The sequence below is a fragment of the Microbulbifer sp. genome (assembly GCF_051659245.1).
Lineage (GTDB): Bacteria > Pseudomonadota > Gammaproteobacteria > Pseudomonadales > Cellvibrionaceae > Microbulbifer.
Window position 1 is genome coordinate 12,105 of sequence record NZ_JBOFOC010000141.1, and the last position, 21,207, is coordinate 33,311.

Consider the following 21,207-nt stretch of genomic DNA (forward strand, 5'->3'; position numbering starts at 1 on the left):
TCGTTTCATTCGAAACTCACCAGCATTAAGTTAAAGAAGTGGTGGTCCTTCTCGTCACGTCTATTAACATATGCCATTCGACCCGAACCTCGATTTCCTCACTCCGGTTCCACCTTCAAAGTCAAACCCTTCTGGGCCACCACCTTGACCCGCTGTCCCGGCTGCAGCGGCTGGTCACAGCGGGCGCGCCAGATCTCTCCCTTCAAATGCACCAGTACCATATCTTCCTGCAATGAAGTCACCACCGCACTGTGCCCCACCAGGGCCTGGTCGGCGGGAATGCGCGGCTTGCGGAAGCTGCGTCCCACCGCCATCAGCAGCCCCAGCATTGCCAGCCCGCTGACCCCGGCGATAGCACCGATCAACTGGCGCGACACCCGCATGCCGGGAACATCGGTGTCGATCAGCATCACCGAACCGATCACCAGCGCGATTACGCCGCCAATTCCAAGGGCGCCGAAACTGGGCATAAACACTTCCGCCACGATCAGCAACGCGCCGAGGATAATCAGCGCCAGCCCCGCGTAGTTGATCGGCAGCACCTGCAGCGCGTAGAAGGCCAGCAGCAGGCAGATAACACCGACAATGCCGGGCACCAGGGCGCCGGGGTTGTAGCCCTCGAAGATCAGACCGTAGATACCGATCAACAACAGAATATAGGCCACCTGGGGATTGGTGATCAGCGCCAGCAGTTTGTTGCGCCAGTCCGGCTCGTAGCTCTGCCGCGGCAGCTCGGCAATATTGTCGGGGATGGTAAATTCGCCGCTCTCCAGCACCACCTTGCGCCCGGCGGTCTGCCGCAGCAGGTCGCTCTGGTTCTTGGCCACTATATCGATCACATTCATCTCCAGCGCCTCGCCGGCGGTGAGGGTGGCCGCCTCGCGCACCGCCTTTTCCGCCCAGTCGGCGTTGCGCCCGTGGCGGTTGGCGAGGCCGCGAATAAAGGCGACCGCATCGTTGGTGACCTTGCGCTCCATGGCATCGCCGGAGGGCTGAGGCTTTTCCTCCCCCTCCTTGCCTTCCTCCTCCGCACCCCCACCCTTTTGCGGGCTATCGCCGGGCGGCTGTTGCCCGGGCGCACCGCCCATCTGCACCGGGGTGGCGGCGCCCAGGGTGGTGGACGGGGTCATGGCGGCGATCTGGCTGGCGTAGAGGATATAGGTGCCGGCACTGGCAGCGCGGGCGCCGGCGGGATGGACATAGGTGGCGACGGGAATACTGGAGGCGAGGATATGCTTGATGATGTCGCGGGTGGCGGCATCCAGGCCGCCGGGGGTATCCATGGTGATCACGAACAGCTGGGCGCCGTCCCCTTCCGCCTCCTCCATGGCGCGCACCAGGTAGTCGGTGGTGGCAGGGCCTATGGGGCCGTCGATGGAGAACTCCGCCACGTGGGGGCCGCTCACCTTTTCCCGGTTCTCCGGCGTCTCCTGGGCCACGGCACAGACCGCCAGCAGCAGGCCAGTCAGCAACAGCAGGGTCGCCCCCGACAGCCCCGAGGCCGATCGACATCCCGGTAACCGCTTCGACATGGCATCAATCCCGATGCAAAGTGAGTGGAAGTACCCGCAGGTTAACAGAAAAAACCCCAGTTGCCAGATAGGTACCGTTGCACCAATCCTTGACTTGGGTCACAAAAGCGCCATAGAGGCTATTTGTTAACCAACCTGTCTGTGCTAAGTTCCCGGCCAACTGCTCAGGGACGCGAGCACAACGCAACGCTTGACGGTCCCGAACCCTTTATGAAACGCCGACTCACCTCCCCGACCGCCGGTATCCGCTGCCTGCAGCCGTTTTTCCTGTTCCTGCTCATCGCCCTGGCACTGCTCTCCATCGCCCGCCTGGGTCTGATCACCTGGCAGTGGCCGCGGGTCGGTGAACAGGGCATTACCGGCTTCCTGCTGCTGCAGGGGTTGCGCTTCGATATCGTTGCCTGTTCGCTGCTGCTGCTACTGCCGGCGCTGGCCACGCCGCTGCTGGCGCTGCACCCGCGCAGCAACGCCCTCTGGCAAAAACTGCTGACCATCTACCTGAGCGCCTGCTTCGGCTTCCTGCTGTATATGGAGATGGCCACACCCTCGTTCATCGACCAGTACGACCTGCGCCCGAATATCCTGTTCGTGGAGTACTTACGCTATCCGAAGGAAGTGGCGTCGATGCTGTGGAAGGCCTACAAGCTGCCGATCCTGCTGGCCGCGGTGGTCATTCCCCTGGCGGTGACCCTGGTCTACCGCACTCTCCGCCGCGCGCGGAGCGACAGCACCACCAGTCCGCTCTCGGTCCTGTGGATGCTGCCGCTGGTGCTGGTAGTCGGTGCCCTGGGCATTCGCTCCACCCTGGATCACCGCCCGGTCAACCCCAGCACCGTCGCCGTATCCGAGGACCTGATGGTCAACGACCTGGCCCTGAACTCCACCTACAGCCTGCTGTACGCCATCTACGAGGCGCGCCGGGACGAGAAGGGCAAGGCGGTTTACGGGGAGATGCCACGGGAACAGGTAGTGCGGCTGGTGCGCGAGAATATGCGGCTGCCCGCAGACAGTTTCACCAGCGAGCAATTACCCACCCTGCACCGACAGCAGCCGCTGAAACAAAGGGACAAACCCCTCAACCTGGTGATCATCCTGCAGGAGAGCATGGGCGCGCAGTTTGTCGGCGCCCTGGGCGGCCTGCCGCTCACCCCGGAACTGGATGCGCTGGCGGACGAGGGCATCTGGTTTGAAAACCTCTACGCCACCGGCACCCGCTCGGTGCGCGGTATCGAGGCGGTGATCACCGGCTTCACCCCCACCCCGGCGCGCAGCGTGGTCAAGTTGGGTCGCTCGCAACGCGACTTCTTCACCATCGCGGAGCTGCTGTCCAGGCGGGGCTACGACACCAGCTTTATCTACGGTGGCGAATCCCATTTCGACAATATGGCGCGCTTCTTCGTTGCCAATGGCTTCGAGCGCATCGTGGACGAAAACGACTTTGCAAACCCGGTATTCGAGGGCTCCTGGGGCGCCTCCGATGAGGACCTGTTCGCCCGCGCCCACCGGGAATTCGAAAAACAGGGGGATAAGCCCTTCTTCAGCCTGGTATTCACCTCCTCCAACCACTCGCCGTTCGAATTCCCCGACGGCCGCATCGAACTCTACGATGCGCAGAAGGCCACGGAAAACAACGCGGTCAAATACGCCGACTACGCCATGGGCGAATTTTTCCGGCGCGCGAAGCAGTCCAGTTACTGGAAAGACACCCTGTTCCTGGTGATCGCCGACCACGACGCCCGGGTGCGCGGCGCCTCGCTGGTGCCCATCGAGCACTTTCATATCCCCGGGCTGATTCTCGGCGCGGACGTCCAGCCGATGCGCTACAAGCGGGTGGCCAGCCAGATCGATATGCCGCCCACCCTGCTCTCGCTGATGGGCCTGAGTGCGGAGCACCCGGCCATCGGCCACGACCTGCTGCGCCCTGAACTGGCGGGCACCCCGGGCCGGGCGATGATGCAATACAACGCCACCCAGGCGTATATGGAGGGGGATAAAGTGGTGATCTTCGAGCGCGGCAAGGCGCCGGCGCAGTACCTCTACCGGGACGGTGAGCTGGAGGCGGCGGCGGAGGAAGAACAGCCGTTTGTCGACGAGGCCATGGCACACTCGCTGTGGGGGCCGCTCAGCTACAAGGAGCGGCTCTACCGCTTGCCGGCCGAGCCGCAGATGGCGGGCGGCGGCCAGCAGCAGGGGCGCCACAAAGTCGAGGCGGCGAAGTAGTTTATCGCTACAGGGCTTGGGACAACGCTTTGCACAAGGTCGGTGTCCACGGCCAGGTAGTCGTGGACCGGCACTGGCCCTTGTCCTGAGGGCCGGATACCAGTGTGCTTTACTCTGCCCGGCGCTCCCGTCTACACCGGATTCCGCCGGCTGTGCCAGCGCACCGCGTGGGAGTAGTGGTCCACCTTGTCCTCCACCCCCAGCAGCAGCGCGAACAGCGCCATGCGCACCAGCAGGCCATTGTCAGTCTGGCGGAAGATCGCCAGGCTGGGGTGTTCGTTCAGGTCGATGTCCAGCTCGTTGGCCTCGGCGCGGGAATCCCGCGGCAGGGGGTGCATGATCACTGTGTTGGGTTCCGCGTGGCGGGTGAAGATATCCCGGTTCAAGCGGAAGCGGCCGCGGTAGCGGTCCGCATCCTCCTGGGAGGCAAAGCGCTCCTCCTGGATGCGCGTGGAGTAGACGATATCCACATGGGCAATAGCGCTCTCCAGCTGATCGTTCGCTGTCACCTGGTGCCCCGCCTTGCGCAGCCGCTCCACGATCTCCTCCGGCATCGCAAGCTCCGGCGGCGATACCAGCGCCACCTGCACCTTGCCAAACAGGCACAGCAGCTTGCACAGGGAGTGCACCGTGCGCCCGTGCTTGAGGTCGCCGATCATCGCGATACGAAAGTCGTCCAGGGAACGCCCGTGGCCCTCCAGTTCCTTGCGGATGGTGTAGAGGTCCAGCAGCGCCTGGGTGGGGTGTTCGTTGGCGCCGTCGCCGCCGTTGACCACCGGCACCCGGCTGGCGGCGGCGAACTCGGCCACAGAGCCCTCCTGCGGGTGGCGCATACAGATGACATCACTGTATCCGGACAGCACCCGCGCGGTGTCGTAGAGGGATTCGCCCTTGGCCATGGCGCTGGCGCTGATGCCCACCGTTTCGCGCACAGTGCCGCCGAGCAGGTTGAAGGCGGCACCGAAGCTGAGGCGGGTGCGGGTGCTGGGTTCGAGAAACATATTGCCGAGGATGGCCCCCTCCAGCACCCGGGTGACCTTCTCCCGGCGCGCATAGGGGCCCATAGCGTCAGCCACTTCGAAGATGCGGTCGATATCGACCCGTTCGAACTGGCTGACAGAGAGGATATTGGCTCCGATAAAGTCCATTGCTACTCCACTTAGTGCGCTTTTTGGGCGCGAGTCTTTACCGGGGCTGCATTCTACTGGAAAACCCCGCAGCTCCCATCCCGCGATATCAAATTGTAGGAGCGGCCGCTGGCCGCGATTGCGCTTCCGAGTGTGACTGGGAGGAAAGCAACCCCATCGGGAGATTATGAACACGTAGGGTGCGCCGTGCGCACCGCCGGCCTGAAGGTGCGCACGGCGCACCCTACCCGAGTCCCGAGTCCCGAGTCCCAAAAACTATGCCAGAAGGCTATCGCCCCAACGCTCCAGTTGATCGAGGAGTTCCGTTTTCTCCGGAAACTGCTCGCGCAGCCCGGCAATCTGCTCGAAGTAGGCCTCCAGGGTGATGCTGGCGCCAGCCGAAGGATCGGTCAGGCGACGGTAGCGCCACTCCTGCCAGCGCTGCCGCTCCTCCGTCGACAGGGTGTCGGGAAAGTTGCGCGCGCGCAGGCGGAACAGTAGTTCCGGCAAGCGCCTGTCGGCAAAGGGGACATCGCCGGCCAGTGTCCCCGAGCCGCGCTCGGCCAGGGCGCGGTGGAGCTGGCGGCAGAGGTCGCGGTCGGCGTCGTTGAGGAAGCCGTCGTAGAGGCTGGCCTCCACATCCCGCGGGGGGAAATCGCTGTCGAGATAAACCCTGTGCAGTTTCTCCGTCAGGTCGACGTCGCGCAGCCTGTACCAGTTGGCCTCACAGGCGGCCTTGTCGATTCCCAGTTCCGCCGCGCGTTTGTCCTCGAGCATCTTGGCCGGCGCCAGCACCGGGCAGCGGTTCAGGTGGATCAACTTCAGGCCCACCGGCAGCTCGCCCTCGGCCAGGTCGTCGCGAGCAGTGTAGAGGCGCTCGCGCAGGGTTTCCGCATCCAGGTTGAGCAGCGGCTCCGGATTCATGGCCAGGTTGACGGCGATCACCGCGTTGCGGTTTACCGGGTGCGCGGCCAGCGGAACGATATAGGTGAGATGCCCCTGGGACGCGGGCACCTTGCCGGAGATGTGCAGCAGCGGCTTGCGGTTGCGCAGGTCGATCAGCCGGCCCGCCTCCTGCTTACGCCGCAGCCGGTAGACGTAGTCGTACAGCCTGGGTTGCCTGTCGCGCACCAGGCGCGCCATGTCGATGGTGGCGTGCACGTCGGAGAGCGCATCGTGGGCGCCCTGGTGGGCGATGCCGTTGGCGGCGGTCAGTTCTTCCAGCCTGAACGATGGCACGCCCGCCTCCCGCTCCGGCCACTGAATCCCCTGCGGGCGCAGCGCGTAGGTGAGGCGGACCATATCGATAATATCCCAGCGGCTGTTGCCGGAACGCCACTCGCGCTCGTAGGGGTCGAACAGGTTGCGGTAGAGGGTGTGGCGGGTTACCTCGTCGTCGAAACGCAGGCTGTTGTAGCCCACGCCGCAGGTGCCGGGCGCCCCCAGTTCGGCGAGGATGCGCTGGATAAACTCGATCTCGGGCACCCCGTCGGCCAGGGCGCGCTGGGGGCTGATACCGGTGACCAGGCTGGCCATGGGCTGGGGCAGGCAGTCGTCGGCGGGCCGGCAGTAGAGCATCAGCGGCTCGCCGATGATATTGAGATCCTCGTCGGTGCGGATGCCGGCAAACTGGGACGGCTTGTCCGCAGCCGGATTGGTGCCCCAGGTTTCGTAATCGTGCCAATAGAGTGTGGTGTCGCTCACGGGTCCCCCTGTTTTTGGGCGCATCATAACATCGCCGGGAGCGCGGAGCCGTTTACCTTGGAGCGCTAATGGTCACCGACAGCCGCATTTGCCTCGCGGACGGCAGCGAGGGGGGCGGCCTGCGGAGCCCCCGGGACGGGTCTGCTGCTATACGTAAAGGAGGTGGACAGCATTTTCGCGCGGGCGGTGGAAACCGGGGCGAAAACCAAACGCCCGCCCGCGAGCCAGCTCTACGGGGCCGCACCGGCACCCTGGAGCCCCCTTGGCCATGTCTGGTTCCTGGCCATCCATCACAAGGACCTGTCCATGGAGGAGCTAAAAACCTGCCCCGGGATATCAAGCCCATGGCTGACTACTGGATACTGGCGGCAACCTTTGCCGTGGCCGCCCTGACCCTTCTCCCCGTGTGGCATTTCGAGGCCTGGTGGATCCGGGTTCTCGATTTTCCCCGCCTGCAGCTGTTCCTGCTGGCGCTGGTTGTGCTGGCGCTTCAATTGATTCTGCTGGACCTGTCGAAACCGGGCACCTGGCTCGCAATCGCGGTGGTGCTGGCCTGCGCGGGATACCAGGCGTGGTGGATCACTCCCTACAGCCGGTTCTTTCCCGTGGAAGTGGACTCCGCCCGGGCCGGGGGAGACCGGCTGAGTTTTATCACCGCCAACGTGCTCGCCTCCAACCGCAACGCCGCGGCCCTGCTCCGGCTGGTACGGCAGCACCGGCCGGATATCCTCGTCACCCTGGAATCGAACTATTGGTGGCAGGAGAGGCTGGACGAGCTCGAGGCGGACTACCCTTACACCATCAAGTTCCCGCAGGATAACCGGTACGGCATGCACGTCTACTCGCAACTGCCGCTGTCCGACTGCGCGACGGAATTCCTGGTGGAGAAAGATGTGCCCTCCATGCAGGCCGTGGCCACCCTGCCGTCCGGCCACCGGGTATGGCTGCACTTCGTGCACCCCGCTCCCCCCAGCCCGGTGGAAAACGAGGAATCCTCCGAGCGGGATGCCGAACTGGTACTCGTGGCCCGGAGGGTGGCCGGCAGCGAAATGCCCGTGGTGGTGACCGGCGACCTCAACGACGTGGCCTGGTCGGAAACTACCCGTCTGTTCCGCAAGATCAGCGACCTGCTCGACCCCCGGGTGGGGAGGGGCATGTTCAATACGTTCCACACCAGGTACTGGTTCCTGCGCTGGCCGTTGGACCACGTATTCCACAGCCACCACTTCACCCTGGGGGAGATGACCCGGCTGCCCCCTTTCGGCTCCGACCATTTTGCCCTGCTGTTCACCCTGGTACTGCAACCCAACTCCCGGGACCAAGACGACGGACTGGAAGCGGAAGAAGAGGACCGGCAATGGGCAAATGAAAAGCTCAAGAGACGGGACAGTTGAGGCGGGGCGGTTGCAAAGCCGCCCCCGCCCATTAAAATCCCGCGTTTCCCCCAAAAACCACAGCAGTCCCACCTATGAATATTCGCCAGTTGCTCACCGACAAATTCCAGGCCGCCATGCTCGCCGCCGGTATTCCCGAAGACTGCGGCCCTGTGGTTGCGCAGGCTCGGGTGGCGCCGGCGAAAAAAGCGGGCTTTGGCGACTACCAGGCCAACGGCGCCATGGCCGCCGCCAAGCGCATGGGCACCAACCCCCGGGAACTGGCCAGCCGCATAGTCGAACATCTGGACAAGGGCGAGATGATTGAAAAGGCGGAGATCGCCGGTCCCGGCTTTATCAATATCCACCTGAGTGAATCCTGGCTGGCCCGGAGCCTGGCCGCCGCGGAACAGAGCGGGCGCCTGAATATCGCCCCGGCCGCAGAGCCGCAGACGGTGGTGATCGATTACTCACACCCCAACCTGGCCAAGGAAATGCACGTGGGCCACCTGCGCTCCACCATTATCGGCGACGCCCTGGCGCGCCTGCTGGAGTTCCAGGGCCACAAGGTGATCCGCCAGAATCATATGGGCGACTGGGGCACCCAGTTCGGCATGCTGCTGGCGCACCTGTCCGACAAGCTGGAAAACAACGATGCAGAGGTGGCCTTGGCGGATCTGGAGGTCTTCTACCGCGAGGCCAAGGTGCGTTTCGACGACGAGGAGGGCTTCGACGACCGCGCGCGGGAGTATGTGGTGAAACTGCAGGGCGGCGACCCCGAGTGCCTGAAACTGTGGCAACAGTTTATCGATATCTCCATCAGCCACAGCGAGGAGATCTACGGGAAGCTGAACGTCACCCTGAAACGCAGCGATGTCTACGGCGAGAGCCAGTACAACGACGACCTGCCGGTGCTGGTGCAGGAGCTGCTCGACCGCGGCATCGCGGTGGAGGACCAGGGCGCCGTGGTGGTCTTCCTGGAGGAGATGGCGGACAAGGAAGGCAACCCCAGCCCGATGATCATCCGCAAAAAAGGCGGCGGCTACCTGTATTCCACCACCGACCTGGCGGCGATCCGCTACCGCGCCAACAAACTCAAGGCCGACCGCATCCTCTATGTGGTGGACGCGCGCCAGTCGCTGCACTTGCAACAGGCCTTTACCGCCGCGCGCAAAGCCGGCTTCCTGCCGGAGTCCGTCGCCCTGGAGCACTGCGCCTTCGGCACCATGATGGGCGACGACGGCAAGCCGTTCAAAACCCGTACCGGCGGCACGGTGAAACTGTCCGCACTGCTGGACGAAGCGGTGGAGCGCGCGGAAAAACTGGTGGCGGAAAAGAACCCGGACCTGGATGCGGACACCTGCGCGGAGATCGCGCGCAAGGTGGGCATCGGCGCGGTGAAGTACGCGGACCTGAGCAAGACCCGCACCAACGACTACGTATTCAGTTGGGACGCCATGCTCAGCTTCGAGGGCAACACCGCGCCCTACCTGCAGTATGCCTACACCCGCGTGCGCAGCATCTTCCGCCGCGCCGGTATCCAGCCAGGCGAACTAAAGAGTGAAATTCGCCTGGACACCGCCGAGGAGCGCGCCCTGGCGATCAGGCTGTGCCAGTTCGGCGAAGTGCTGGACCAGGTCGCCAAAGACACCTTCCCGCACGTGCTCTGTGCCTATCTGTACGACCTGGCCAGCACCTATATGGTTTTCTACGAGGCCTGCCCGGTGCTGAGGGAAGGCGTGCCGGAGGAGCAGAAGCAGAGCCGCCTGCAGCTGTGCGACCTGGTGGCGCGCACCATCGCCACCGGGCTGGACCTGCTGGGTATCGAGGTGCTGGAGCAGATGTAAGTTTCGGGACTCGGGACTCGGGACTTCCGTGGGATGTGCCGTGCGCACCGCCCGATCAACGGTGCGAGGCCGCCATGGATGGCGGTGTGCCGCCCAGCGGTCATGCAGAAAACGCATGGAGCAGTTATCTGCCGCGGCGCACCCTACAAGGCTGGAGCAAGGGACCATCCCATCCCGTCACGCTCAGACATTAAGATTATGAACAGGCTCTGAGAACCTCTGAATAAGAGTATTTCGCCGGCTTGGCGGGGTGGCGAAACATCGGTGAGGGGAAATACCGGCGGAAAACCGTCAGGCGATTTCCGCCGGTGGGGAAAAAGAAGTCCCGGCAAGGTCCCTATGCGGAAGGTCCGTCAGCTCGCTGGCCAGCGCCTGCTCCAGCAACAGTTGCGCAATGGCCAGTTCGCAGTCTTTCATAATCCACAGTTCCGAATGCCAGGCCAGCGGACCATTTTCCGCTGGCGGTACATCGATCGCAGACTTCTGCGTGAGGGCGGAAATTCCCGCCTTTTCCAGCAACGTATACAGGTGACTGACTAACAATTGATCGCTGGCGGTATAAATCCTCTGCGCCATGACAAACTTCTTCCGCATCCCTGGCGGCTAACGATTCCGATTATTTGATTTCTCCTTGTGTTTACCCAAAGCGCAACTTCATTTCGGGGTACCTGTAAACATAGCTCAGCGATAGCCTGGCTGCGTGGAAAGGAAGTGAGAAGCCGCGACAGCTGTTCGGCCGCAGACGTGTTGGGAGCCCTGGACGCGGGACCTGTATGACGCACCGGCTATCGCCTCATTCGTTTTGACCGCGCATCTTGTCGAGCATTTTGTCCACGCCCTCGGGTGTGCAGAGTTCACTGCCGTACTTTTCCACGGTGGCCGCGCCCGCCGCCACCGCGTAACGGGCGGCTTCCTTCAGCGGTTTTCCCCTGTCTATGGCCAGGGCAAAGGCGCCGAACATGCTGTCCCCCGCACCCGTCGTATCGACAAGGTCCACCGGGGGAGACTCGATATATTCGCTGCCGTCCCGGGTCACGCACACTGCGCCTTCGCTGCCCAGGGACAGCAGTATGATTTCCACCCGCCGCTCCTTGCGCACCGCCGTTTCAGCTTCCTCGATCAATTCCCGGCGGCTGGTTCCGCAATCGCGGATTCGGCCCCACTCCTTCGCGTTGGGTTTGATGGCAAAGAGGTGCTCTTCCTCCAGGGCCTTGCGCACGGCGGCGGAGGGCCCGTCGAGAAACAACCGCGCACCCCGGCGATTCGCCACCGCGGCCACCCGAGCGTAGAAGTCCTCCGGAACCCCCGGGGGCAAACTACCGCTGGCCATCAGCAGCGTGTCTTTTTCCAGAACCTCCTCGAGCTTTTCGAGGGCACTGCGCCACTCTTCTTCGCTCAACTCCGGTCCGGGCAATATAAACCGATATTCCCCTTCCTCCTCCTCGGGATTCACGAGTAAACTGAGGCGGGTATCGCCCTCGATATTCACCCGCGCCGTCGTGACGCCAAGTGCCTTCAGGCGATGCTCGATAGATCCATCCACATCGCCACCGGAGCAGAAGAGAGCAGCAGATTCACCTCCCAGGTTTACAATGGCCCGGCTGCAATTGATTCCTCCGCCACCGGGGGTAGTGCGCACCTTTTTACAGCGCAGTTTGCTGTGGATTTTGAGTTCCGGCACGGTGAACGCCACGTCCAGTGCCGGGTTCATGGTTAGCGTCCAGATCATCAACACTCTCACCTTGACCCCGGGAGATCCGCCAGCCAAGCGTCAGCCGTGCTGGTCCGCATTTGCCACCTCCTCCGGCGCGCCTGTTTCTTCAGCGCTGTTCGACAGCTGCTCCACACCCGCCAGGTCGTCGGAGTAGAGCTGGTAATTGTTCTTGCCCCGGTATTTGGCGTGATACATCGCGATATCCGCTTTTTGCAAAATTGCCTCCAGGGTACTGCCGTGCCGGGGTATGGCCACCACGCCGATACTCAAGGTGACTGCCACTATTTCATCGCCGATTTTTACCGGCTCCCCGGCGATGCTCAGCATTTTTTCCGCCAGTGTGCGATAACTTCCCGCATCGCTCAGGGAGCGCACGAATACGCAGAATTCGTCCCCCCCAAGTCGCGCGACGATATCGCCAAAGCGCATCACGCTGACCAGACGCTGCGCAATCACCCGCAACAGATCATCGCCGCCCTGATGCCCGAGGGAGTCGTTCACCTGCTTGAAGTCATCCAGGTCAACGAAAAACAAATAGCCGGTTCCTTCGCCGAACTCGCCATCGTGCAGGTATTTTTTCAGTTCCTCGGCAATGTTGTGCCGGTTGGCGAGGCCGGTGAGGGTGTCGTACATGGCGATGCGCTCCAGTTCCGCGGTGTTCTGTGACACTATCTCCCTCATCACCTCCAATTGATCGCACACCGCCAGGCCGGTGGCGTCGAGCACATCGAGTTCGTCGTAGTGGGAAAGGCGCTTGGACACCGGCCGGATCAGGTCGCGCGCCGCATCGAACTTGCCATCGCTCAGCAGGGGCAGTGCCTCCGCCAGCCGACGCAGACGGAAGATCGGGCGCCACAACATGCTGATGACCGCACTGATAAAAATAAAGGCACCCAGTACCGAAAACAGCACCAGCAGTTTCAGCGAATCCTCGATATGGCTGACCTGGTCGGAGACGTCATCGATAATTACGAAGTGCGCGCCCTTCTCGTCGCCGCTGGTCACCGGAATGGTTTTTACATCAAAACTCTTGTTCTCGAACAAATAGGTTCCGGAAAAATTCATACCCGGCATTTCCGCTTCCTCCGCAGCCACTTGGCGCAGCAGCGGCATCAGCGTTTCCCTGGAGGTGAGTGCGATCACCTCCCGGTCCCAGGCATCCAGGTAATCGCTGGTGTGGAAGGCGGAAGCACCGTGCTCGGCTGAGAGGATGCCGATATCCGAACCGGTGATTTCCCGAAACGAGAGCAGTTCGCCGACCAGGGACCGGTCCACCTGCAGCACGTAGTCGGTGCTGTCTCCGGCGATCACCGGCACCGCCAGGCTCTGCAAGCAGGTACTGATGCAGCGCACGCTCTCCAGTGGCTGGCCGCTGATGATTACCTCGCGAATCTGTGCCGCGGTCAGACGCCGGGTGGATTTGCCCCAGGTAATTGGCGGGAGTTCGTCGTCGGTATACAACTTGAGGGATTCCAGCCCCCAACTGATCTGCAGGTATTCCCACTGGCGGTCGAAAAGTTTTCGCAAAATTTCCGGGCTGGCAGAAGTGCCGCCCCGCCACAGGACAATCAGGTCCGCGAGCTGGATCAGGTCCTCGCGGGAATGGTTGAGCAGTCCGGAAATCTGGTACTGGTAACTGAGGTAGCGGTTGTTGCGGTTTTTTTCCAGCAGGGAATGCAGGCTGCTGTTGCCCAGCAGAATAAAAAACCAACACATGGCCACCACCAGCAGCAGTGAAAAAATACTGGCCTTTATCCGCAGACTGTGTAATCGCATGTTTCCTTTGCAACTCCAGATTTACTGATATCCATTGCCGACCCAGGCCCGGCATCAAAGCCGGTAAACTTACCACCGCCGCCAGCATTCTCCACCGCGTCTCCTGTTCACCGGCTTCCCGGTTGTCCGCCGGCGACAACCAGGCGGTGCCGTCCAACAGGTTACTCCACCGCCATCCATCCAGTGGTTATCGCGGTCGTAGCGCAGAGCCGCGGTGACATCGCGGGTGCGCGCCCCTCGGAGTCCCGGTCAGGTCTTATTGTATGGGCGGGCCGGCTCCGGCCGGTATCCCTTTATCTATCACCTACCGCTAACTCCAATCGGGCAGTTTCCCGAGAATGAATGATAGAAGTCCGGTAAGGCCACTCAGGACCGCTCAGCCGGTTAGGATAAAATAGCGTCAAACGTCCCGTAACAGGATTTACCTCACAATTTATGGCACAAAATAGCACGTTAATCGCAACCTGCACATTGATTGCCGACAATGCTTGCGATTGCTAAGATGCGCGCCTTTCTCACTACTAGCCTCCGGTTTCCAGCTATGACCCAACCATCCCTCCAGCTGTTGGAACAGCACGACGCCTTTATCCGCCGACATATCGGCCCAGACCAGGCGCAGGTCCGCGAAATGCTGGAAACCCTCGGCGTCTCCAGCCTGGAGGAGTTGGTCGAGAAAACGGTACCGGCGTCGATCCGCAAAACCGGCGAGCTGGACCTGGCGGATGCAGCGGGCGAGGAAGAGGCGCTGGCGGAACTGAAGTCCCTGGCCCGGCGCAACAGGATCTACCGCACCTTTATCGGTATGGGCTACCACGATACCGTCACTCCCAATGTGATCCTGCGCAATGTGCTGGAAAACCCCGGCTGGTACACCGCCTACACCCCCTACCAGCCGGAAATCGCCCAGGGCCGCCTGGAAGGCCTGCTGAATTTCCAGCAGATGATCATGGACCTCACCGGCATGGAGTTGGCCAACGCCTCCATGCTCGACGAAGGCACCGCGGCCGCGGAAGCCATGGCCATGTGCAAGCGCCAGGTGAAGCGCAACAAGTCCAACGTATTCTTTGTAGACGCCGACTGCCATCCACAGACCATCGCCGTGGTCAAGACCCGCGCCGAGCACTTCGGCTTTGAAATACTGGTCGGCGACGCAGAAAAAGACCTGCCTACCGAACTGTTCGGCGCCCTGCTGCAGTACCCCGGTTCAACCGGCGCAGTGCGCGACCTGACCGATATCATCACCAGAGTGCACGAGGCCGGCGGCCTGGTGACCGTGGCCGCGGACCTGATGAGTCTGGTGGCGCTGAAGGCGCCCGGCGGGATGGGTGCGGATGTGGTGGTCGGCAGCAACCAGCGCTTCGGCATCCCCATGGGCTACGGCGGCCCCCACGCTGGCTTCTTCGCCTTCCGCGAAGCCTACAAGCGCTCCGCCCCCGGCCGCATCATCGGCGTCTCCGTGGACAGCAAAGGCAAACGTGCCCTGCGCATGGCCATGCAGACCCGCGAGCAGCATATCCGCCGCGAGAAGGCCAATTCCAACATCTGTACCTCACAGGTTCTGCTGGCGGTGATGAGCGCTTTCTACGCCGTCTACCACGGCCCCGAGGGCCTGAAAACCATCGCCATGCGCATCCAGCGCCTGGCCGACATCCTCGCCACCGGCCTGGAGAAGAAGGGCTTCGGCCTGACTCACGACAGCTGGTTCGACACCCTCACCGTCGCCACCGGCGGCAAACAGGGCGAAATCTATCAGCGCGCACTGGACGCAGAGATCAACCTGCGCAAAGTGGGAGACGATGCCCTCGGGATCAGCCTGCACGAAACCGCCTCCCTGGGGGACGTCTCGGATATCCTCGACGCTTTTTATGGCTCCGCGCACGGCCTGGACCTGCATGCACTGGACAGGGAGATCGCCGCCAAGGGTCCCAAGGGCCTGCCGGGCGCGCTGGTCCGCGACAGCGAATTCCTGACCCACCCGGTGTTCAACAGCTACCACTCGGAAACCGGGATGCTGCGCTACCTCAAGTCCCTGGAGTCCAGGGACATTGCGCTGAACCACTCCATGATTCCGCTCGGCTCCTGCACCATGAAGCTGAACGCCACCGCGGAAATGATCCCGGTAACCTGGCCGGAATTCGGCAGGCTGCACCCCTTCGCCCCCGCCGACCAAGCCCAGGGTTACAGGTCAATGTTCCGGCAACTGCAGCAGATGCTGGCCGCCTGCACCGGCTACGACGCGGTCAGCCTGCAGCCCAATGCCGGCTCCCAGGGCGAATTCGCCGGGCTTGTGGCAATCAAGAAATACTTCGAGGCGAAAGGAGAAACCCAGCGCGATATCTGCCTGATTCCCGCCTCCGCCCACGGCACCAATCCGGCCTCGGCGATGATGGTGAGCATGAAGGTGGTGGTCGTCGCCTGCGATAGCAAGGGCAACGTCGACATCAGCGACCTGAAGGCAAAGATCGAAGAGCACGGCGACCGCATCGCCGCGTTGATGGTCACCTACCCGTCCACCCACGGGGTGTTCGAGGAAGGTATTCGCGAGATCTGCGATATGGTCCACAGCGCCGGCGGCCAGGTATATATCGATGGTGCCAACATGAACGCGCTGATCGGTGTAGCCGCACCGGGCCAGTTCGGCGGCGACGTATCACACCTGAACCTGCACAAGACTTTCTGCATTCCCCACGGCGGCGGCGGCCCGGGCATGGGCCCCATCGCGGTGGGCGAGCATCTGAAGCCCTACCTGGCCGGCCACCCGGTAACCGAAGTGCCGGAAACCGACACCGCCAATGGCACCATTTCCGCGGCCCCCTGGGGTTCCGCCAGTATTCTGCCGATCAGTTGGATGTACATCCGCATGATGGGCAGACAGGGGATGAAACGGGCCACCGAGATAGCGATCCTGAACGCCAACTATGTGGCCAAGTGCCTGAGCCAGGATTATTCACTGCTGTATACCGGCAGCAACGGCTTTGTCGCCCACGAGTGCCTGGTGGACCTCCGCCCACTCAAGGAAGCCAGCGGTATTTCTGAAGAGGACATTGCCAAACGCCTGATGGACTTCGGCTTCCACGCGCCCACCATGTCCTTTCCGGTAGCGGGCACCCTGATGATCGAGCCCACCGAAAGTGAGTCCAAGGAGGAACTGGACCGTTTCGTCGAGGCCATGGCAATCATCCGCCAGGAAGTCGAGGACGTGGCGAATGGCAAGTACAGCGCCGAGGACAACCCGCTGCGCAATGCGCCGCACACCCTGGAAGACGTGATGGCGGACCAGTGGCCCCACAGCTACTCCCGCGACGTGGCCGGACGCCCGGCGGCCTGGCTGAAGGAACACAAGGTTTGGCCCGCATCCAACCGTGTCGATAACGTGTATGGCGACCGCAACCTCGTGTGCTCCTGCCCGCCGATAGAAGCCTACACGGATTAAGCCGGGGGGCACCCTGGGACCGCCGAGCTCCAGCTCGGCACGCGGGGCGCAGGCCCGCAGGGTGACTCGGGACTCGGGACTCGCCGGATTGTGCCGTAGGAACGGCCGCTGGCGCGATCAACCTCCGATCGCGGCCAGCGGCCGCTCCCGGCCGGACCGCTCCTACAACAGAAAATGGTGCGCACTACACACCCGTCTTTTTCTATCCGCGAACCACCAGCAATCAACTCACCACCTCAAAAATACAATCCTCCGCACCGTCGCTGCGGCAGCAGACCTCCCGCACAGTGACCTGCCCCTCCACACCCGATTCCTGCAAAATCCCCTGCAGAAAACCGCAGAAAAAATCCCCGTTGCGACAGCGGCTGCCGGGCATACACAAGGGGTTGTTTTTAATGCGCAGTGAGTGACCCTTCAGGTCGGCGGGAAGCAATTTGCGCAGGGCCGGGAGGGCGATCTGCTTAAGTGCGCTGCCGAGGTCCAGGCGACCACCCAGAGCGTAGTCCCGCTTGCACACCCAGCCCCCCAACCGGCGGCCCGCAAATTCCATACTCGCACCTTTCTGCCCATCCGGAAGCTTGTTGCGCATACTCAGCAGGCGGGGAAAGATTCTCGGGTACTCCTTCGCCAGCGCGGGCAGCTCCGCCTCCACCTGGCCCACCGCCGGAGCGCTGCATACCCCCTCCTTCAGGCTGCGGCCCACCGGATGGGGGATACGCCGCGGGGGTATCAGCGCCGGGGTGGAGGAAGGGGAATTGGAGGCCACCTGGTGCTCAGACTCGAAGCTGAGCACCATGGGATGGGAACCCAGCCGCTCCTCCAGATCCAGCAGGCGTTCCTCCCTGCCAGTGACCCGCAGCCAGAGTTCCACACCGCCATCGAGGATGGATATTCTCTGTCGCAGCAGGGAAAAGCCGCTCTGGATGATCAGGTTCCCCAACTCGCGCAGTAAACCCTCGCGACAATCGGACAACACGGTAAATTCGACTTCCATTGTTTACCTTATATTTATCGGCCTGAGCGGATATTTGGTTTTGCTATCGACTGCTGCCTCGAAGACGCTTTTTTAGTTCTTTATGCATAGCACCATTTTCCCACCTAACAAGTTATTGGCGCCAAACTCTTCGTCAAGAACAATATCCGTATAGTCAATCACAGGGGACGTAATGGAGGGAGAAAGAAATTGTCAGGAGAGAATATCGTGAACCTACTTTTGGACCTAGGGTGCGCCGCGCGCACCAGCCGCGCATCGCCGCAACCTCCAGCCATTTTCGGTGCGCACGGCGCACCCTACGGCATCAATTTTTAGAGGTACCCCTATAGTCTTTTAGTGAAATATCGCCTCACATCAGGAGGCGGGCTGTTGCAAAACACCTGCAACAGCCCGAAGTCCGCTAGCGCTCAGCACCCTCCCGGCACTCACCGCGCACTTCGCCGCCAGCCGCGTAGACGCTGCGTTCCAGTTCGAAATAACCCTGACGGCAAAATCCGGTTTCAGTCAGTTTCTGTTCCATGGCCCGATCAAACTGCAACTCGCTGCGCACCCGGCCGCCGTTGTGCGCCATATTGCGGCCCATCCGGCTGCCGCCGACACCGCTTTCGGTAAACGGGCGCGGTACGCCCGCGCGCAGTATCTCCAGGGAATAGGTGAAACGCTTGGCACCATTGGCGGCGATCTCGGTGTGAAAGGATTCCTTCAGCCCCGGGATCGGCAGCGGTTGTTCACTGGCACAAGCGAGGACAAACAGCGGCAGGGGAAAAGCCACAAACCGCCAAAGCGCAAAGGCTCGAATAAAACTACTTACTATTGCTTTTTTCATTAAGACCTCCTCGCTTCGCGCTATTCTCCCAGCGCCGCATGAAACTTTCTTTCAGGGGTGAAACTCCAGATACCCGGATATATCGATCCAGGCAATTCCGTTCGGATTGCGCTGTAGGAGCCTGCGTGATGAAATTCAGAGCCGGGTACTGACCCATACTCTGCTCCTCTTATCCTTGCCGGGCCTACAGCGCACAGATTTTTGCATTGCCCGACCCGACAGACAGACAGAAGGGCTACTTGAATACCACGGTCTTGTTGCCGTGAATAAACACCCGCTCCTCCAAAACCAGTTGCAACGCACGGCTCAGTACCAGTTTCTCCACGTCGCGCCCGGCAGTCGCCATGGCGTCGGCGGAATAGGCGTGGTCCACATGGATGATGTCCTGCTCGATAATCGGCCCCTCGTCCAGGTCGTCGGTGACGAAATGGGCAGTGGCGCCGATCATCTTCACCCCGCGGGCAAACGCCTGCTGATAGGGCCTGGCACCAATGAATGCCGGTAAAAAGGAGTGGTGAATATTGATGATCCGCCCCCGGTAGCGGCTCACGAAACCCGGGGTGAGCACCCGCATATATTTGGCCAACACCAGGTAATCCGGCTGGTAGCCGTCCACCAGCGCCGCGACCCGCTCCTCGTGCTGCTCCCGTTCCAGGTCGTCCGCGGGCAGGCAGTGGAAGGGGATATCGAACTTCTCCACCAGCTCGCCCAGGTCCGGGTGGTTGCCGATCACCGCGGCGATCTCCACATCCAGGGCCCCGGCGTAGCACTTCATCAGGATGTCGCCCAGGCAGTGGGGCTCGCGGGTGACCATCAGCACCAGGCGCTTGCGCCCGCTGGCCACCAGGCGCCGCTCCGCGCCCTCCGGCAGGGCCATGTCCAGGTCCTCCAGCAGGGTGGTATCGTTGAAGTTGCCCTCCAGCGCCGTGCGCATGAAGAAGCGCCCCTGCTGCCGATCGACGAACTCGTCGTTCTTGGTGATATTGAGCTGGTGCTTGTAGCAAATATTGGTGATCTTGGCGATCAGGCCCTTGGCGTCGGGGCAGTCGGTCAGCAGTATCTTCTTTTCCATGGTCAAAATTCAGGCCAAACGTTCGGTGCCCAGACTATACACTATGGCGGATAATCGATTCACACACTAAGGGGCCGTTATGGACAAGAACCTCTACGCCGGGCATATCGCCACCCTGCGCAACCGCTACGACGCCATCCTGGAAGAGTGCGGCTACGACACCCTGAACGTCTTCAGCGGCGCGCCCAAAGTACAGTTCCTGGACGACAACCACTATCCGTTCAAAGCCAACCCGCAGTTCAAGGCCCTGGTGCCGGTCACCGACAACCCCCACAGCTGGGTCATCTACCGCCGCGGGCAGAAGCCCAGACTGCTGTTCTACCGCCCGGTGGACTTCTGGCACTATGTGCCGCCGGCGCCGGACACCTTCTGGAGCGATCACTACGATATCGAGCTGCTGGGCAAACCGGCGGACGCAAAGGCGTTCCTCGGCGGCGACTCTTCCCTTGAAAAGACGGCCTTTATCGGCGAGGCACAGGGCCTCGACGGCTGGCCCATCGGGACCCCCAACCCGGAAGCCCTGATCGCGCGCCTGCACTGGGCGCGGGCCTACAAGACCCCCTACGAAATGGCCTGCCTGCGGGAGGCCAACCGCATCGCAGTGGGGGCCCACCGGGCCGCGGAGGATGCCTTCCGCAACGGCGCCAGCGAGTTCGAGATCAACATGGCCTACCTGGGCGCTGCCGGCCAGGGCGAGAACCGTATGCCCTACGGCAATATCGTCGCGCTCAACAGCCACGCGGCCATCTTGCACTACACCCACCTTTCCAGCGAGCGGCTGCCGGCAACGGAGCTGAAAAGTTTCCTGATCGACGCCGGTGCCGACTGCCACGGCTACGCCTCCGATATCACCCGAAGCTACGCCTACCGCGACGGAGACTACGCGGCGCTGGTCCGGGCGATGGACGAGATCCAGCAGGGCCTGGTGGCACAGCTGCAGGTGGGCCTGGCCTACCCGGACCTGCACCGGGACTGCCATCTCAGGGTGGCGGAGATCCTGCAGCGGTTCGGCGTGATCGCGACATCGCCGGAGAGCGCGGTGGAATCCGGCCTCAGCCGGACCTTCCTACCCCACGGCCTGGGCCACTTCCTCGGCCTGCAGGTGCACGATGTGGGCGGCCACCAAACGGCACCGGAGGGCGGTACCACCCCGCCGCCGGCGGAATACCCCTTCCTGCGCACCACCCGCACCATCGAGGCGGGTCAGGTGTTCACCATTGAGCCGGGGCTCTACTTTATCGACAGCCTGCTGGCGGAGCTGAAAGACTCTCCCCTGGCGAAAGAGGTGAACTGGGATAAGGTGGACGCCTTCCGCCCCTACGGCGGTGTGCGTATCGAGGACAATGTGATAGTGCACCCGGACCGGGTGGAGAACATGACCCGGGACTGCTACGCGGAGTAGATTCGCGGACGCGGAGCTCCAGCTCCGCTTGCGGGCCGCAGGCCCGCCCGGAACTCACCGGCGCGCACTCGCCCTGTAGGAGCGGCGGGGCGGCCATCCGCCCATGGCCGCGATCAGACTTCCTGCCAACTGAGAACCCGATCGCGGGCATGGCCCGCTCCTACAGATTCCCGGAAAAAAATACCCT

Annotated in this window: 14 protein-coding genes; 5 read left to right on the forward strand and 9 right to left on the reverse strand. The window is 62.4% G+C overall.

The genetic code is table 11. The features are described from left to right. Positions 1-98: 98 nt before the first annotated feature. The gene (locus ACRC0P_RS14400; RefSeq protein WP_438631997.1) at positions 99-1,532 is read right to left on the reverse strand and encodes an NfeD family protein; all 1,434 of its coding nucleotides are present in this window, start codon (positions 1,530-1,532) and stop codon (positions 99-101) included. A gap of 210 nt (positions 1,533-1,742) precedes the next feature. Here ACRC0P_RS14400 and ACRC0P_RS14405 point away from each other — a divergent pair, with 210 nt between their 5' ends. Then, the gene (locus ACRC0P_RS14405; RefSeq protein WP_438631998.1) at positions 1,743-3,752 is read left to right on the forward strand and encodes an LTA synthase family protein; all 2,010 of its coding nucleotides are present in this window, start codon (positions 1,743-1,745) and stop codon (positions 3,750-3,752) included. 131 nt (positions 3,753-3,883) lie between these two features. On the opposite strand, the gene ACRC0P_RS14410 is transcribed toward ACRC0P_RS14405, so the two are convergent. Then, positions 3,884-4,900, reverse strand: a complete 1,017-nt coding sequence (locus tag ACRC0P_RS14410) for an aspartate carbamoyltransferase (protein WP_438631999.1) — start codon at positions 4,898-4,900, stop codon at positions 3,884-3,886. 255 nt (positions 4,901-5,155) lie between these two features. Next, complete coding sequence (gene sbcB / locus ACRC0P_RS14415) at positions 5,156-6,610, reverse strand: exodeoxyribonuclease I (RefSeq protein WP_438632000.1); 1,455 nt, start codon at positions 6,608-6,610, stop codon at positions 5,156-5,158. 317 nt (positions 6,611-6,927) lie between these two features. Here sbcB and ACRC0P_RS14420 point away from each other — a divergent pair, with 317 nt between their 5' ends. Together ACRC0P_RS14420 and argS are read left to right on the forward strand one after the other, a co-directional pair. After that, entirely contained in the window at positions 6,928-7,977 is a 1,050-nt protein-coding gene (locus ACRC0P_RS14420; RefSeq protein WP_438632001.1) for an endonuclease/exonuclease/phosphatase family protein, read from the forward strand. Positions 7,978-8,051: 74 nt separating this feature from the next. Further along, positions 8,052-9,803: an arginine--tRNA ligase gene (gene argS, locus ACRC0P_RS14425; RefSeq protein WP_438632002.1), complete on the forward strand. Its 1,752-nt coding sequence runs from the start codon at positions 8,052-8,054 to the stop codon at positions 9,801-9,803. A gap of 291 nt (positions 9,804-10,094) precedes the next feature. Here argS and ACRC0P_RS14430 read toward each other — a convergent pair whose 3' ends face one another. The 3 genes from ACRC0P_RS14430 to ACRC0P_RS14440 all read right to left on the reverse strand — a co-directional run bounded on the left by ACRC0P_RS14430 (position 10,095) and on the right by ACRC0P_RS14440 (position 13,293). Continuing rightward, entirely contained in the window at positions 10,095-10,379 is a 285-nt protein-coding gene (locus ACRC0P_RS14430; protein ID WP_438632003.1) for a hypothetical protein, read from the reverse strand. Positions 10,380-10,596: 217 nt separating this feature from the next. Continuing rightward, positions 10,597-11,532 (reverse strand): 1-phosphofructokinase family hexose kinase, encoded by a 936-nt coding sequence (locus tag ACRC0P_RS14435; protein ID WP_438632004.1) that lies wholly within the window; start codon positions 11,530-11,532, stop codon positions 10,597-10,599. Between the two features lie 42 nt (positions 11,533-11,574). Next, positions 11,575-13,293: a diguanylate cyclase domain-containing protein gene (locus ACRC0P_RS14440; RefSeq protein WP_438632005.1), complete on the reverse strand. Its 1,719-nt coding sequence runs from the start codon at positions 13,291-13,293 to the stop codon at positions 11,575-11,577. A 541-nt stretch (positions 13,294-13,834) separates the two neighbouring features. Here ACRC0P_RS14440 and gcvP point away from each other — a divergent pair. Then, positions 13,835-16,726: an aminomethyl-transferring glycine dehydrogenase gene (gene gcvP / locus ACRC0P_RS14445; protein ID WP_438632006.1), complete on the forward strand. Its 2,892-nt coding sequence runs from the start codon at positions 13,835-13,837 to the stop codon at positions 16,724-16,726. Between the two features lie 223 nt (positions 16,727-16,949). Here the strand turns inward: gcvP and ACRC0P_RS14450 are convergent, their stop codons facing one another. The 3 genes from ACRC0P_RS14450 to purU all read right to left on the reverse strand — a co-directional run bounded on the left by ACRC0P_RS14450 (position 16,950) and on the right by purU (position 19,618). Beyond that, the gene (locus ACRC0P_RS14450) at positions 16,950-17,720 is read right to left on the reverse strand and encodes a hypothetical protein (RefSeq protein WP_438632007.1); all 771 of its coding nucleotides are present in this window, start codon (positions 17,718-17,720) and stop codon (positions 16,950-16,952) included. A gap of 400 nt (positions 17,721-18,120) precedes the next feature. Further along, on the reverse strand, positions 18,121-18,546 hold the full coding sequence (locus tag ACRC0P_RS14455; RefSeq protein WP_438632008.1) for a hypothetical protein: 426 nt from the start codon (positions 18,544-18,546) through the stop codon (positions 18,121-18,123). 235 nt (positions 18,547-18,781) lie between these two features. Further along, the gene (purU, locus tag ACRC0P_RS14460) at positions 18,782-19,618 is read right to left on the reverse strand and encodes a formyltetrahydrofolate deformylase (RefSeq protein WP_438632009.1); all 837 of its coding nucleotides are present in this window, start codon (positions 19,616-19,618) and stop codon (positions 18,782-18,784) included. 79 nt (positions 19,619-19,697) lie between these two features. Here purU and pepQ point away from each other — a divergent pair, with 79 nt between their 5' ends. Next, on the forward strand, positions 19,698-21,020 hold the full coding sequence (pepQ, locus tag ACRC0P_RS14465) for a Xaa-Pro dipeptidase (RefSeq protein ID WP_438632010.1): 1,323 nt from the start codon (positions 19,698-19,700) through the stop codon (positions 21,018-21,020). Positions 21,021-21,207 lie beyond the last annotated feature (187 nt).